This is a genomic window from Paraconexibacter algicola, from assembly GCF_003044185.1.
Classification (GTDB): Bacteria; Actinomycetota; Thermoleophilia; order Solirubrobacterales; family Solirubrobacteraceae; genus Paraconexibacter; species Paraconexibacter algicola.
Genome location: NZ_PYYB01000001.1, coordinates 553589 through 568040 on the forward strand (window position 1 = coordinate 553589; position 14452 = coordinate 568040).

The 14452-nt window shown below is 71.7% G+C and carries 13 protein-coding genes; 10 read left to right on the forward strand and 3 right to left on the reverse strand.

Going from position 1 to position 14452, the window contains the following annotated elements; genetic code table 11:
- Nucleotides 1-36: 36 nt before the first annotated feature.
- From nuoD to C7Y72_RS02640, 7 genes are read left to right on the forward strand one after another with little or no spacing between them, the layout of a single operon-like run.
- Nucleotides 37-1254, forward strand: coding sequence for an NADH dehydrogenase (quinone) subunit D (gene nuoD / locus C7Y72_RS02610; RefSeq protein ID WP_107569546.1), 1218 nt, complete (start codon nt 37-39; stop codon nt 1252-1254).
- Nucleotides 1251-1934: an NADH-quinone oxidoreductase subunit NuoE family protein gene (locus C7Y72_RS02615; protein ID WP_107567060.1), complete on the forward strand. Its 684-nt coding sequence runs from the start codon at nt 1251-1253 to the stop codon at nt 1932-1934. Before nuoD ends, C7Y72_RS02615 begins: the two co-directional genes overlap by 4 nt.
- Nucleotides 1931-3241: an NADH-quinone oxidoreductase subunit NuoF gene (gene nuoF, locus C7Y72_RS02620; protein WP_107567061.1), complete on the forward strand. Its 1311-nt coding sequence runs from the start codon at nt 1931-1933 to the stop codon at nt 3239-3241. Before C7Y72_RS02615 ends, nuoF begins: the two co-directional genes overlap by 4 nt.
- Nucleotides 3241-5904, forward strand: a complete 2664-nt coding sequence (gene nuoG / locus C7Y72_RS02625; protein ID WP_199223835.1) for an NADH-quinone oxidoreductase subunit NuoG — start codon at nt 3241-3243, stop codon at nt 5902-5904. The genes nuoF and nuoG overlap by 1 nt, the downstream gene beginning before the upstream one ends.
- Nucleotides 5904-6923: an NADH-quinone oxidoreductase subunit NuoH gene (nuoH, locus tag C7Y72_RS02630; protein ID WP_107567062.1), complete on the forward strand. Its 1020-nt coding sequence runs from the start codon at nt 5904-5906 to the stop codon at nt 6921-6923. The genes nuoG and nuoH overlap by 1 nt, the downstream gene beginning before the upstream one ends.
- A 16-nt stretch (nt 6924-6939) precedes the next feature.
- Nucleotides 6940-7479, forward strand: a complete 540-nt coding sequence (gene nuoI / locus C7Y72_RS02635; protein ID WP_107567063.1) for an NADH-quinone oxidoreductase subunit NuoI — start codon at nt 6940-6942, stop codon at nt 7477-7479.
- Nucleotides 7472-8044, forward strand: coding sequence for a hypothetical protein (locus tag C7Y72_RS02640; protein WP_107567064.1), 573 nt, complete (start codon nt 7472-7474; stop codon nt 8042-8044). Before nuoI ends, C7Y72_RS02640 begins: the two co-directional genes overlap by 8 nt.
- On the opposite strand, the gene C7Y72_RS02645 is transcribed toward C7Y72_RS02640, so the two are convergent.
- The 3 genes from C7Y72_RS02645 to C7Y72_RS02655 form a co-directional block, all read right to left on the reverse strand.
- Nucleotides 8041-9372 carry a phosphoinositide-specific phospholipase C-related protein gene (locus tag C7Y72_RS02645; RefSeq protein ID WP_199223836.1) on the reverse strand — a complete coding sequence of 444 codons (1332 nt, stop codon included), beginning with the start codon at nt 9370-9372 and terminating at the stop codon, nt 8041-8043. The genes C7Y72_RS02640 and C7Y72_RS02645 overlap by 4 nt on opposite strands.
- 76 nt (nt 9373-9448) lie before the next feature.
- Nucleotides 9449-9706, reverse strand: a complete 258-nt coding sequence (locus C7Y72_RS02650) for a hypothetical protein (protein ID WP_107567065.1) — start codon at nt 9704-9706, stop codon at nt 9449-9451.
- On the reverse strand, nt 9706-11328 hold the full coding sequence (locus C7Y72_RS02655) for an ABC-F family ATP-binding cassette domain-containing protein (RefSeq protein WP_107567066.1): 1623 nt from the start codon (nt 11326-11328) through the stop codon (nt 9706-9708). The genes C7Y72_RS02650 and C7Y72_RS02655 overlap by 1 nt, the downstream gene beginning before the upstream one ends.
- A gap of 106 nt (nt 11329-11434) precedes the next feature.
- On the opposite strand from C7Y72_RS02655, the gene C7Y72_RS02660 reads away from it, so the two are divergent.
- The 3 genes from C7Y72_RS02660 to nuoL are packed head-to-tail and all read left to right on the forward strand — an operon-like array spanning nt 11435 to nt 14448.
- On the forward strand, nt 11435-12121 hold the full coding sequence (locus C7Y72_RS02660) for an NADH-quinone oxidoreductase subunit J family protein (RefSeq protein WP_107567067.1): 687 nt from the start codon (nt 11435-11437) through the stop codon (nt 12119-12121).
- Nucleotide 12122: 1 nt separating this feature from the next.
- Nucleotides 12123-12422, forward strand: a complete 300-nt coding sequence (gene nuoK / locus C7Y72_RS02665) for an NADH-quinone oxidoreductase subunit NuoK (RefSeq protein WP_107567068.1) — start codon at nt 12123-12125, stop codon at nt 12420-12422.
- A gap of 16 nt (nt 12423-12438) precedes the next feature.
- Nucleotides 12439-14448, forward strand: coding sequence for an NADH-quinone oxidoreductase subunit L (gene nuoL, locus C7Y72_RS02670; protein ID WP_107567069.1), 2010 nt, complete (start codon nt 12439-12441; stop codon nt 14446-14448).
- Nucleotides 14449-14452 lie beyond the last annotated feature (4 nt).

A 14452-nucleotide genomic window follows, 5' to 3' on the forward strand; every position in this document is an offset into this window, starting at 1 on the left:
ACCACCGAGGCGCCGCGCAAGTCCGCGTACCGCCAGATGGAGGACTCGGTCGACCTGGCCGAGCTCAAGCAGCCCGTCGGGGAGCTCGACAGCGAGCTGCTGACCCTGAACATGGGGCCGCACCACCCCGCCACGCACGGCGTGCTGCGGCTGCTGGTGCAGCTCGACGGCGAGATCGTCCGCGACATCAAGCCGATCATCGGCTACGTCCACACCGGCATCGAGAAGACCGCCGAGGACAAGAGCTACTGGAAGGCCATTCCCGTCGTCGAGCGGATGGACTACCTCTCCTACTTCTTCAACGCGTACGCGTACTGCGGCGCGGTCGAGACGCTGCTGGACCTCGAGGTCCCCAAGCGCGCGCAGTACCTCCGGGTGATCCACATGGAGCTGAACCGGATCATGAGCCACCTCGTGTGGCTCGGGACGTCCGCGCTGGACCTCGGCGCGATGTCGATGTTCTGGTACTGCTTCCGCGAGCGCGAGAAGATCCTCGACCTCTTCGAGCAGTCGACCGGGCAGCGCATGCACACGCGCTACTTCCAGGTCGGCGGCGTCATGGAGGACGTGCCGGACGGCTGGATCGAGAACGTCCGGAAGTTCACGGCCGACATGCCCGAGCGCGTCCGCCAGTACCGCGCGCTGCTGAACAAGAACGAGATCCTCCTGCAGCGCCTCAAGGGCGTCTGCCCGCTCGACGAGGAGACGCTGTTCGGCCTCGGCGTCACCGGCCCGCTGCTGCGCGCCGCCGGCAACCCGTGGGACCTGCGCAAGGCGATGCCGTACTCGTCCTACGAGGACTTCGACTTCCAGATCCCCGTCGGGACCGAGGGCGACAACTACGACCGCTACATGGTCCGCGTCCAGGAGATGCTCGAGTCGGTGAAGATCATCGACCAGGCGCTGGACAAGCTCCCCGACGGCCCGGTCATCACCGACAACCGCAAGGTGGCGCTGCCGCCGCGGCACGAGCTGGCGACCTCGATGGAGGCGCTGATCCACCACTTCAAGCTCGTCACCGAGGGTTTCCGCGTCCCGCCGGGCGAGGTCTACCACCCGTGCGAGGCGCCCCGCGGCGAGCTCGCCTGCTTCGTCCGCTCGGACGGGTCGTCCAAGCCCGCGCGCGTCCACATGCGCGACCCCTCGTTCGTGAACCTCCAGGCGACCGCGCCGATGTGCAAGGACGCGTACATCGCGGACCTGATCGCGACGCTCGCCATGCTCGATCCCGTCCTGGGAGGCATCGACCGGTGACCCCGAAGCTGCGCGGCGTCAGCGCGCCCAACGACCTCGGACAGAAGGTCGCCGCCTTCGAGCCCGCCCCCGTCCGCGACCCGCAGACGGGCTCGCGCGTCCCCGGCTGGGACGACGCCGCCGACCTGACGAAGGACCCGTCGGTCGTCCCGGACCCGGCGACGACCGAGGTGCCCGCCGATCTCCGTGCGGAGATCGAGGACTACATGACCCGCTACCCGGACCGGCGCAGCGCGTCGATCCCCGCCTTGGCGGCCGCGCAGCGGCTGCACGGCTGGTGCTCCCCCACCGCGGTGGAGCAGGTCGCGTGCGTCATGCAGCTCACGCCCGGCTACCTCATCGCGGTCGCCGGCTTCTACGACATGCTCGAGACGAAGCCGGTCGGTCGCAAGACCGTCTACGTCTGCACGAACATCTCGTGCTCGCTGCGCGGCGGCGACGAGCTGCTCGACGCGCTCCGCGGCGAGCTCGGTGACGACCCGGACGTGAACCTCCGCGGCTTCGAGTGCCTCGGAGCCTGTGACATCGCGCCGATGGCCTCGGTCAACGGCGTCTACGTGGGACCCGTCGACGACGACGAGATCCCGACCCTCGCCCAGCACATCCGTGACGGTGCCGACCCGCTGCCCGAGAAGCAGCTGGTCAAGCGCCGCTCGGTGGACCCGGGAGCGAACTCGTGAGCAAGCACCTGATCTTCAAGGACATCGACCAGCCCGGGCTGCACACCCTCGAGGTGTACAAGCAGCGCGGCGGCTACGGCGACCGGCTCAAGCGCGCACTGCAGATGCCGCGCGAGGCGCTCGTCGAGGAGCTGAAGGCGTCCGGCCTGCGCGGCCGCGGCGGTGCCGGCTTCTCCATGGGCATGAAGGCGTCCTTCATGCCGAAGGGCACGATGGACAAGTACCTCGTCTGCAACGCCGACGAGTCCGAGCCCGGGACCTTCAAGGACCGCGAGCTCATGCAGAAGATCCCGCACCTCCTCATCGAGGGCATGATCATCGGCGCGTACGCCGCCGGCGCGAACCGCTCGTTCGTCTTCATCCGCGGCGAGTACGCCCAGCAGGCCGACATCCTCGAGGCCGCGATCGCCGAGGCGAAGGCCGCCGGCCTCGTCGGCGAGAACATCCTCGGCACCGGCTTCGACCTCGACATGTGGGTGCACCGCGGTGCGGGCGCCTACATCTGCGGCGAGGAGACCGCGCTGCTCGACGCGCTCGAGGGCAAGCGCGGCAACCCGCGCCTGAAGCCCCCGTTCCCGGCGAACCAGGGCCTCTACCAGGGCCCGACGCTGATCAACAACGTCGAGACGCTCGCGACCACCCCGTTCATCGTCGAGATGGGCGGCGCCGAGTACGCGAAGATCGGCGTGGACAACTCCACCGGCACGAAGCTCATCTCCGTCTCCGGCCACGTGCAGCGGCCCGGGAACTACGAGATCGAGCTCGGCATGTCCTCGCGAGACATCATCTACGGCCTGGCCGGCGGCCCCGGCGAGGGCCGCAGCGTGAAGCTGTGGTTCCCGGGTGGCTCGTCCTCCCCCGTGCTGACGGGCGACGACCTCGACCTCTCCTACGACTTCGACACGCTCGCGAAGGCCGGCACCATGCTCGGCTCGGGCGCGATCATCGTCGTCGACGACACGACCTCGGTGGTCGACGTCGCGCTGAAGACCGCGTCCTTCTACAAGCACGAGTCGTGCGGCAAGTGCACGCCGTGCCGCGAGGGCACCAACTGGACCGTGAAGATGCTCCAGCGCGTCAAGACGGGTGAGGCCACCCCGATGGACCTCGACATCATCGCCTCGGTCTGCGAGCGCATCCAGGGCAACTGCCTCTGCGTGCTCGGCGACGCCATGGCGATGCCGGTCGGCTCGATGGTCGCGAAGTTCCGCGGCGAGTTCGAGGAGTACATCGAGATGAAGCGCGACGAGGCCGAGCGGGCGCTGCTCGCGAGCCTCCCCGCTCCCGCCCAGCCGGCCGCCGCCTGATGCCGCGCCCCGAACCGAAGACGATCACGTTCTCGATCGACGGCCGGGAGGTCCAGGCCGACGAGAACATGATGCTCGTCGACGCCGCCAAGCTCGGCGACGTCGAGATCCCGGTGTTCTGCTACGAGCCGAAGCTCGGCGCGCCCGTCGGCGCCTGCCGCATGTGCCTCGTGGAGATCGAGGGCATCCCGAAGCTCCAGACCGCGTGCTCCACGCCGGTCAAGGACGGCATGGTCGTCCAGACGCAGACCCAGCGCGTGAAGACCGCCCAGGAGGCGGTCGTCGAGTTCCTGCTCGTCAACCACCCGCTCGACTGCCCGGTCTGCGACAAGGGCGGCGAGTGCCCGCTGCAGGACATCTCCTTCGGCTGGGGCGGCGGCAAGAGCCGCTTCGTCGAGCCCAAGCGGCACTTCGAGAAGCCGCTGGCGCTCTCCCCGCTGATCGCGATCGACCGCGAGCGCTGCATCCTCTGCTACCGCTGCGTGCGGTTCTCCCAGGAGATCTCCGAGGACTACCAGCTGGTCCTCCACGAGCGCGGCGCCGCGACCTACGTCGGCACGTTCGACGCGCACCCGTACGTCGCGCCGTTCAGCGGCAACATCATCGAGCTGTGCCCCGTCGGCGCGCTCACGTCGCGCCCGTACCGCTTCCGTGCCCGCCCGTGGGACATCGAGGGCGGCGGCACCGTCTGCACCCTCTGCCCCGGGCAGTGCAACGTCCACCTCACCGTCCGCGACGAGCGTGTCCTGCGCGCCCTGAGCCGCGAGAACGACGGCGTCGACGACGGCTGGCTCTGCGACAAGGGCCGCTTCGCCTATCAGGCGATCCACGCGGACGAGCGCGTCACCGCGCCGATGGTCCGCGACGGCGGCGTCCTGCGCGAGGTCCCGTGGGAGCGCGCGCTGGAGGAGGCCGCCAAGGCCCTCGGCCGCATGGGCGGCAAGGTCGGCGCGCTCGTCGGCGGCGACAGCTCCAACGAGGAGGCGTTCCTCGTGCAGCGCCTCGTCCGCGAGGGCCTGCGCTCGCAGGCCGTCGACAGCGCCGCGGGCCTGCCCGCCGACGCGCTGCACGCGCTCGCCCGCCCCGACCTGCAGGCCACCGTGCCGGACCTCGAGTTCGCGCACACCGTCCTCGTGCTCGGCACCGAGCCCGTCGACGACATGGCCGCGCTGGACCTGCGCATCCGCAAGGGCGTGCGCCGCAACCGCGTCACGCTCGCGGTCGCGACCCCGCGCCCGTCGTCGCTGGACCCCAACGCCGCGCTGTCCGTGCGCTACGCGCCCGGCGGCGAGGCCGCGTTCGTCACCGCCCTCTCGGCCGCGCTGTTCGGCGGCGAGGTCGACGGTCCCGCCCGCGCGGCGGGCGCCGACGCCGACGCCGTCCGCTCCCTGGCCGAGCTGCTGCGCACCGGTGGTGCGGAGAACAGCGCCGGGGACGTCGTGGTCCTGTACGGGCAGCGGCTGCTCGCCGCCGGTCCCGGGGTCGCCCCCGCGCTGCTGAAGATCGCGGGCGGCCTGAACATCGTCGGTCGCGACGGCGCCGGCCTGCTGGCCGTGCCGCAGGACGCCAACGGCCGCGGCATCGCCGAGGCCGGTGCGCTGGCGGGCCGTGGCCCGGGCTACACGCCCGCGGGCGACGGCGCGCTCGACGCCGCCGGGATCGCGCAGGCGCTGCGCGACGGCGACCTGACCGCCGTGCTGCTCGTCGGCACCGACCCGCTGCGCGACGCCGACGACGCCGCCGGCTGGGACCAGGCGCTCGAGAAGGCCTCGATGGTGGTCGCGCACGCCAAGTACCTCACCGCCGGCATCGCCGAGCACGCCAACGTCGTCTTCCCCGCCGAGAGCTACGCGGAGAAGGAGGGCACCGTCACCCACCCGGACGGTCGCATCCAGCGGCTGCGTCCCGCGATCGGCCGCCAGGGCCAGATCCGGCCGGGCTGGCAGGTGCTCGACGACCTCGCCGGGCGCGTCGGGCTCGACCTCGGCGTCCTCACCGGCGCGATGGCGACCACGCAGCTCGTCGAGGCGGTCCCGTTCTACGCGGGCGTCACCCTCGACGCCCTCGGCGGCACCGGCCTGCGCTGGCCCGCGACCGACCCGGGCGTGCAGGCGTTCCCCGAGCCGCCCGAGCTCGCGGCGCCCACGGGCGACCTGCCGACGCTCGCGTCCCCCAACGGGCGCCTGCGCCTCGGCACGTACCGCTCGATCTGGGCGTCCCCCGAGGTCGAGGTCAGCCCCGCGCTGAAGTTCCTGACGCCCAAGCAGCAGGTCGAGATCTCCCCGGCGGACGCCGAGCACCTCGGCCTGCGCCACGGGCAGCGCGTCACCGTCGGCGAGGGCCGCGCCCAGGTCGCCGCCACCGTGCACCTGCGCGGGACCGCGCCGCAGGGCAGCATCTTCCTGCAGACCGGCATCGCCGACGGCTCCGCGAACCTGCTCGAGGGACCGCTGGTCCCCGTGGAGGCCCGTGAGCTCGCCGTCGTCGGCGCCCCTGCCGACGAGGCGGTCGCCGCCGCGGACGCCGCCCAGCCCGATCCGGTCGCCCCGGTGCAGCAGGCGCCCGAGGCCACCGACGCGCACGAGACGTCCGAGACGGACGCGACCCCGGAGGGCACCGAGCCCTCCCCGACCGAGGGCGCAGGCCCGGAGGACCAGGCCTGATGCTCGCCGTCGTCGACTACTACGAGCCGTGGTGGATCCAGATCCTGAAGTCGATCGTGATCTTCGCGGTCGGCCTGCAGATCGTCCCCATCGTGCTCGTGGTCGAGCGCAAGCTCCTGGGCCGCTTCCAGCACCGCTACGGCCCCAACCGCGTCGGGCCGTTCGGCCTGCTGCAGCCGCTGGCGGACATCATCAAGCTCGCCACGAAGGAGGCCTTCCGCCCGAAGACCTCGATCGGCTGGCTGTTCCGGATCGCGCCGATCATCTCGATCATGACCGCGGTCGCCGCGTTCAGCGTCATCCCGTTCGGGGACACCGTCGACATCTTCGGCACCCAGGTCGGGCTCTACGGCGTCGACGTCGGGATCGGGCCGCTCTACCTCTTCGCGTTCGGCGCGGTCGCCTTCTACGGGATCATGCTCGGCGGCTGGGCGTCCGGCTCGAAGTACTCGTTCCTCGGCTCGATGCGCGCCGCCGCGCAGCTCATCTCCTACGAGGTGGCGCAGGGCCTCGCGCTCGTCGGCGTCGTCATCACCGCCGGCACGCTGTCGCTGACGGAGATCGTCAACGCGCAGGCGGGCATGTGGTACTTCATCCCGCAGTTCGCGGGCTTCCTGATCTTCCTCACCGCGTCGTTCGCGGAGACGAACCGCGCGCCGTTCGACCTCGTCGAGGCGGACGCCGAGCTCGTCGGCGGCTACAACACGGAGTACGGCGGCGGCGGGTTCGCCTCGTACTTCTTCGCCGAGTACCTGAACATCCTCGTGGTCTCCGGCATCACCGTGACCTGCTTCCTCGGCGGCTGGATGCTGCCGTTCGGCATCGACCCGCCCACCTGGGTCGACCCGTTCGTGGTCCTCGCGAAGATGTCGATCTTCGTCTTCCTCTTCGTCTGGATCCGCGCCACGCTCCCGCGTCTGCGCTACGACCAGCTGATGAGCTTCGGCTGGAAGGTCCTGCTGCCGCTGGCCACCCTCAACACGCTCGTCACGGCGATCCTCGTCGTGGCCACGAACTAGTCGGAGCTGGTCTGACATGCCGATCGAATGGAACCCGGGCGACGACGCGGTCGCCGTCCAGCGCGGGCCGCAGCCCGGCGGGGCCGGGGGCGCCTACCGCGTCTTCGGTGAGACGTTGCGCGGCCTGAAGACGACGTTCTCGCGCGTCGTCGAGGGCGTCAACACGATCTCCTACCCGGAGGAGAAGGTCCCGGTCTACCCGCGCTTCCGCGGCCGGCACCGGCTTCACCGCTTCGAGGACACGGGCCTGGAGAAGTGCGTCGGCTGCTCGCTGTGCGCGGCCGCCTGCCCCTCGGACTGCATCCGCGTCGTCGCGGCGGAGAACACGCCGGAGCACCGCGTGTCCGCCGGCGAGCGCTACGCCGCCGTCTACGAGATCAACCTGTCGCGCTGCATCTTCTGCGGCTACTGCGAGGTCGCGTGCCCGTTCGACGCGATCACGATGGGCCACGACTACGAGATGAGCGACTACAACCGCTCCGATCTCATCTTCACGAAGGAGATGCTCCTCCAGGAGCCGATGGAGCGCACGCCGCTCCGCGCGCAGGGTGAGTGACGAGGCGGCGCGGGCCTTCGGCGCCCCGCCGCCGGCCCGTCCCGCCTCCCGGGCCGGCTACTGGGTCGGCGGGCTGCTCATCGGCCTCGGCGTCCTCGCCGCGGTCCTGTGGGCGGTCTGGGGGTTCGCGCGGTTCGGCGACGCGATCGACGACCTCGCGCGCGTGCCGGTCGGTGACGGCGGCGTCGTCGAGCTTTCGGCGGGCCGCAAGGCGATCTACTACGAGCGGTTCGACGCGCAGGACCGCGTGCCCGCGCTGCGGATCGCGATCCGCCCGGTCGGCGGCCGGCCGCTGAAGATCGAGGACCACTCGGGCTCGGTGAGCTACGCGCTCAGCGGGCACACCGGCCAGTCGGTGGCGAGCGTTCGGATCCCGCGCGACGGGCGCTACGCGCTGACCGCGCGGGCGACCGATCCGGCGGTGACCGACGCCGAGCTCGCGATCGGCAAGGGCCTGGGCAACCGGATCGTGCGGATCATCGTCGGGGCGATCCTGCTCGTGATCGTCGGGGTCGTCGCGGGCACGGTGCTGATCGTGGTGACGCAGCGCCGCCGCGCCGCCTAGGGCGCCGCGGGCGCCGAGCGTCCGACGCGGTAGCGGATCCACACCGGGGTCCCGCCGGTGCGGCGGTGCAGCTCGGCGTTCGCGTTGGCGCTGAGCGGCAGCGCGAACCGGGCGGTCCCGCGGCGCGCCGAGGCGCGGCAGGCGCCCGCCGCCTGCGCGTAGGGGGCCGCGCGGCGCGTGAGCGTCCAGCGTCCGTCGCGCGCGCACGCGGCGCGGCGACGCTCCGCGCACGGGGCGGCGACCCAGCGGCCGTCGGCGTCGGTGCGGGCGCAGCCGTCGCGTCGACCGGGCTCGCCGGGCGCCCAGCTCCAGAGCGTCGCGGCGAGGCGCCCGTCGGTCGGCGTCAGCTGGTCGAGGCCCAGGAGCGTCACGCCGCACGCGGTCATCGCCCGGACCTTCTCGGGGGTCAGGGCGTCGGGGTCCACGCTCGGGGTGGTCGGGTCCACGACGGTCGCCACGAGCGTCGAGTCCTCGAAGTAGCGGACGATCTTCTGCCCGTAGACGGCGCGCGGGTAGGTCGCGTCGCAGGCCGGGAACGGCCGGTAGCGGGCGGTGCTGCCGCTCTCGACGTGGACGCTGCGCCACTCGTGGACCACCGAGCCCCAGCCGGCGGCGCAGTCACCCACGACGACGACCTGGGCGCCGCCCGCGCGGATCGCGCGGCGGGTCAGGTCGAGCGGCAGCGTGGCGCAGCCCTTCTCGGAGATGCGGGCCGGGTCGGGCCGGTGGATCCGCAGCTGCTCGGTGAGGGTCCGCACCACCCCGGCGTAGGCCTGCGCGTCCTCGACGTGGTCCTCCAGGTAGAGGAGCAGGACCTCGTCGGGGTTGGTGCGCAGCCACGCCGCCACGGGCGCGAGCACCTCGGCGAGCCCCGACTCGCTCGTGCAGCCGAGGTGCAGCTCGTCGCGGCCGCGGCCGTGGCAGACCCGCACGCGGCCGCCGACGAGGTGCAGGTCGAGCTCGAGCGAGCGGACGTCGGCGTCGAGCTGCTGCACGAGCGTCATGCGCTGGTTGCTGTCGGCGTGGCTGAGCGTGAGGCCCGCCGCGACCGCGTTGAACGAGTTGTGCGTGCCGACGAACGTGGCCTCGCGCAGCGGCAGCCGATCGCCCAGGCGCGACTGGAACACGGCCGCGCGGTGCTCCCAGCTCGCCCGGTAGGCGGCGAGGTCGGGCGCGAAGGCGGAGGCCGCCTCGGCGACCTTCTGCAGCGCGACGCACGGCAGCGCGATCGGGCTGAGCGCCGCGCAGCCGGTCGGCGCGGGCGCCTGCGCCGGCGCGGTCGCGGGGGCGAGCAGCAGCGCCACCGCCACGACACAGGACGTGAACATCGCTTTCACATCGCGACGTTCTCACATCCGGTGCGTCCCGTGGGCCGGTGGTGCGCCGCGCACCGCCGGCCCACGGTCAGGCGAACGCCATCGCCGTTGCGAACGCGGCACACCACGTGAGGATCGCGACGACCACCAGGCCGAAGCTGCGGTCCGCCCGACCGCTCGTCGCGACCACCAGCGCGAGCCACGCGGTCAGCAGGCCCGCCACCGTCAGCGCCCAGGCGACGCCCTTCGCCGCCTCCCCCAGGCTCGACCCGTCACCGGTCGCCCACGCGACGAACCCCGCGAAGCCGAGACCGCCGAGCAGGGTCAGCACGGCCAGCGCCCGCATCAGCGCGCGCCGACCCCCTGCTCGAGCGCCGCGATCGCCTCGTCGGGCGAGCCGAGCGCGCGGACCCGGCCGTCGTGGCCGAGCAGCCAGAAGCGGTCGAGGCCGCGCAGGAACGCGCGGTCGTGGGAGACGGCCACGACCGTGCCCTCGAAGCCCTCCAGCGCCTGCTCCAGCGCCGCGCACGAGTCGATGTCGAGGTTGTCGGTCGGCTCGTCCAGGAGCAGCAGGTTGTGCCCCTCGAGCTCCAGGCAGAGGATCTCCAGGCGCGCCTTCTGGCCGCCGCTGAGGACGTCGTAGGCCCGGTCGTGCGCGTCGACGAGCCCGTAGCGGGCCAGCGCGCCCATCGCCCGCTGGTGGTCGGCGGTCCGCTCGTGCACGATCTCCAGGCACGTCCGTCCTGCGAAGTCGGTCCGCGCGTTCAGCTGCGAGAACACCCCGACGGACACGCGCGGGCCCTGCACCAGCGCACCGGAGTGCGGCACGTCCTCGCCCGCGATCAGCCGCACGAGATGCGTCTTGCCCGAGCCGTTGGGCCCGATCAGCCCGACCCGCTCGCCGAAGTGGACCTCGTCGGTCAGCGGCCGCATCAGGTCGTCGATCCCCAGCGCCCGGAGGTCGAGCACGCGCCGCGCGCTGTCGCCGCCGCGCAGCCGCACGGTGATCGCGTGGTCGACCGCGGGCGCGGGCGGCGGCCCCGCGTCGACGAACCGCTTCCAGCGGGTCTCGGCGGCGTCCGCCTTCTTCGCGAAGTCGGGGGAGTAGCGGGCGCGCTCCTTGAGGATCCGCACGTAGTCGCGCAGGCGCCGCTCCTCCTCCTTCCACTGCTTCAGCCGGTCGCCCATGCGCCGACGGCGCGCCTCCCGGGCCTCCGGGTAGGTGCCGTAGGCGTCCCCGTGCACCCAGGCGCCACCGGCCTCCAGCGTCACGATCGAGTCGACCGCCGCGGAGAGGACCTCGCGGTCGTGGCTGATCATGAGGATCGTCTTGCGGGAGCCGCGCACCGCGGCCTCCAGCGCGCGCTTGCCCGGGATGTCGAGGAAGTTGTCGGGCTCGTCGAGCAGCACGATCGCCGCGTCGGAGGCGAGCAGCAGGTCGAGCACGAGCCGCTTGCGCTCGCCGCCGCTCAGCGTCACCGCCGGGCGGTCCCCCACCTCCGACAGGCCCGCGCCGACGACGCGCCGGCAGGCGGCGTCCCACTGCGCCTCGAGCTCGTAGCCGCCGCCCCGGCCCCAGTCGTCGATCGCCTCGGCGAACGCCATGCCCGCCCGGGCGGCCGCCTCCGGGTCCGGGTCGGTGGTCTCGAGCTCGTGCTGCGCCATCCGCGTGCCCGCGTCGCGCAGCGGCGCGTCCGCGACCGACAGCAGCAGCTCGCGGACGGTCCGGTCCTCGTCCCCCACCCCGACGTCCTGGGGCATCATCGCGATCCGCCCACCGGCCGCGACCTCCCCCCCGTCGGCCGCCAGCACGCCCGCGACGACCTTCAGGAGCGTCGTCTTGCCGACCCCGTTCGCGCCCACCAGCGCGGCGTGCTGACCGGGCTTCAGGCGGAACGAGGCGCCCGAGAACAGGAGGTCTCCCCCCGGGTGGGCGTAGGCGAGATCGGTGACGTGGAGGTGTGACACGGGTCTGGGGATTGTGCCGACTTCGTGACAGGCGCCACAGCCCGCGTGCAACCGTGCGCGACGAAGCCCACGCCGAGGTGCGCGGACCGATAGATTCCCGCAGCGGATGGCCGAGGTTCTCTTCTTCATCGCCGCAATCGGCGCCATCGCGGGTGCGATCGGGACGGTCAGTCTGCGCAACCCGTTCTACAGCGTCCTCGCGCTGGTCTTCCACCTTCTCTCGCTCGCGGCGCTGTTCCTGCTGCTGCGCGCGGAGTTCGTGGCGGCCGCCCAGGTCGTCGTGTACGCGGGCGCCGTCATGGTGCTCTACGTCTTCGTCGTCGCCTACGTCGGCGGCACGCAGGAGCAGGTCGGGCCCGCGACGGGCCCCGGCACCCGGGCGTTCAGCCTCGGGGTCGCGCTGATCCTCTTCATCGAGATCACGATCGCGGTGCTCGGCTCCGGCCTGAAGGCCATCGACGGAGACGGCGCCTCGTTCGAGCCCGGCTTCGGCAGCCCCGCCGCCATCGGCGAGCTGCTGCTGACCCGCTTCCTCATCGCGTTCGAGCTCGCCTCCTTCCTGCTGCTGATCGCCGCCGTCGGCGCGGTCACGCTGGCCCGCCGCCGCGGCGGCCTCGGCGAGGACCCCGGGGTCATCACCCCGCTGGACCTCGTCCGGCTCAAGCCGCGCGAGACCGGCACGATGGCCGAGGGCGTCGGCAAGCACACCGAGGACGCGGGCGGTGTCGCGCGCGTCATGAGCGGCGCCGGCAGCACCCCGCGGCCCGCCGACGACTCCGGAGAGGACGCCTGACATGGCGATCGGCTGGTACCTCGCCGTCAGCGCGCTGATCTTCGCGATCGGCGCGGGTGGCGTGCTCACGCGTCGCAACCCCCTCGTCATCCTGCTCTGCCTGGAGCTGATGCTCAACGCCGCGAACCTCGCGCTCATCGCCTTCAGCCGCATGCACGGCGACGGCGACGGGCAGATCTTCGCGATCGTCGTCATGGTCGTCGCCGCGTGCGAGGTCTGCATCGGTCTGGGCGTCATCGTCGCCATGTACCGCCGCCAGCTCCCGATCGACGTCGACGAGCTGCGCGAGCTTCAGGGCTAGGACTCATCGAAAGCGCATGAACGTCACGGACTACGGCTGGCTGATCCTGCTCTTCCCCCTGGTGGGCTCCGTGCTCATCGGGCTCACCAGCAGCAAGCTGCCGGGCAAGGCCGCCGGCGTCATCGGCACCGCCGCCATCGGCCTCGCCTTCCTCGCCACCCTCGGCGCCTTCTTCCAGCTCCAGGACAAGCCCGAGGAGGCCCGCCAGATCACCGGCGTCCTCTACGACTACGCCAAGACCGTCGGCGTCGACGCGGAGATGTCGATCCTCGTCGACCCGCTGTCGATCCTCATGTGCCTCGTGGTGACCGGCGTCTCGACGCTGATCCACCTCTACTCCACGGCCTACATGTGGAGCGACAAGGGCTACGCGCGCTTCTTCGCGTACCTGAACTTCTTCGTCTTCTCGATGCTGCTGCTGGTCCTGGCCGGCAACTTCATGATCCTCGTGGTCGGCTGGGCCTTCGTCGGCGCCGCCTCCTACCTGCTGATCAGCTTCTGGTACCGCCGCACCACGGCGACGACCGCGGGCGTCAAGGCGTTCGTCATCAACGTCGTCGGCGACGTCGGCCTCGTGCTCGGCACGTACTTCATCTTCAAGCACACCGGGACGCTCGACTTCCTCAAGACGTTCAAGGAGGCCGAGGAGGTCGGGCGGACCGCCAACGGCGACCTCACCGCCGGCCTGATCCTGCTGCTCGTCGGCGCGTTCGCGAAGTCCGCGCAGATCCCGTTCCACACCTGGCTGCCGGACGCGATGGAGGGCCCGACCCCGGTCTCGTCCCTCATCCACGCCGCCACCATGGTCACGGCGGGCGTCTACCTCATCGCCCGCATGCACCCGCTGTTCGAGCAGGCGCCCGCGGCCGCGGACGTCGCCGCCATCACCGGCGCGATCACCCTGCTCGTCGCCGGCACGATCGGCCTGGTCGTCACCGACCTCAAGCGCGTCATCGCCTACTCGACGATGTCCCAGATCGGCTACATGATCATGGCCGTCGGCGGCGGCGCCTACGTGGCGGGCCTCTTCCACCTGATGACGCACGCGTTCTTCAAGGCGCTGCTCTTCATGGCGGCCGGCTCGGTCATCGGCGCGATGGCCGGCAACCAGGACCTGGACAAGATGGGCGGCTTCCGCAAGGCGATGCCGTTCACCTTCGGCTGCTTCGTCATCGGCGGCCTCGCGCTCGCCGGCATCCCGCCGTTCTCGGGCTTCTTCTCCAAGGACGAGATCCTCCTGATCATCGGGGACCGCGGCGGCTGGTACATCGCCCTGTACGTCGCCGGCTACGTCGGCGCGCTGCTGACCGCCATCTACACGTGGCGCATGATCTTCCGCGCGTTCTTCGGCGAGGCGTGCCCCGAGGCCAAGGAGCTCGAGGGCGGCCACCTGCACCACGCCCACGTCCACACGAACCCCGCCAACGGCGAGGTCGAGGACACCGAGGTCGGCTTCCCCGGCTCCGAGCACCACATCGCGGAGCGCTCCGTGCCGATGAAGGTCGCGATGGGCTGCCTCGCGGTCCTCGCGGTGATCGGCGGGTTCATCCAGGTCCCCAAGGTCAACCACTGGCTGGACGACTTCCTGCACCCGACGTTCGAGGACAGCGCCATCGAGCAGCTGTCCAAGAACGACTCGCTCCTCTACTTCGGCCTCGCGCTCGGCACCGTGCTCGGGCTCGTCGGCATCGCGATCGCCTACCGCCTCTGGGTCCAGAGCCCGGAGATCCCCGCGAAGATCCAGGCGCGCTTCCCGTTCCTGCACCGCCTGTTCGTGAACAAGTGGTACTTCGACGAGCTGATCGACCTCGTGATCGTCCGCCCGTTCGGCTGGATCGGCCGCTTCGCGCAGCAGACCTTCGAGCGCATCGTCGTCGGCGCCGCGCTCATCGGCGGGCCCAGCGGGCTCGTCAAGGCGGGCTCCGCCGCCGTCCGTGCCCTGCAGTCCGGCTTCCTGCGCGCCTACGCTGCGCTGCTGTTCGCCGGCGTCGCCGCGACCGTCTTCTACTTCCTCGTGCAGTCGTGATCTC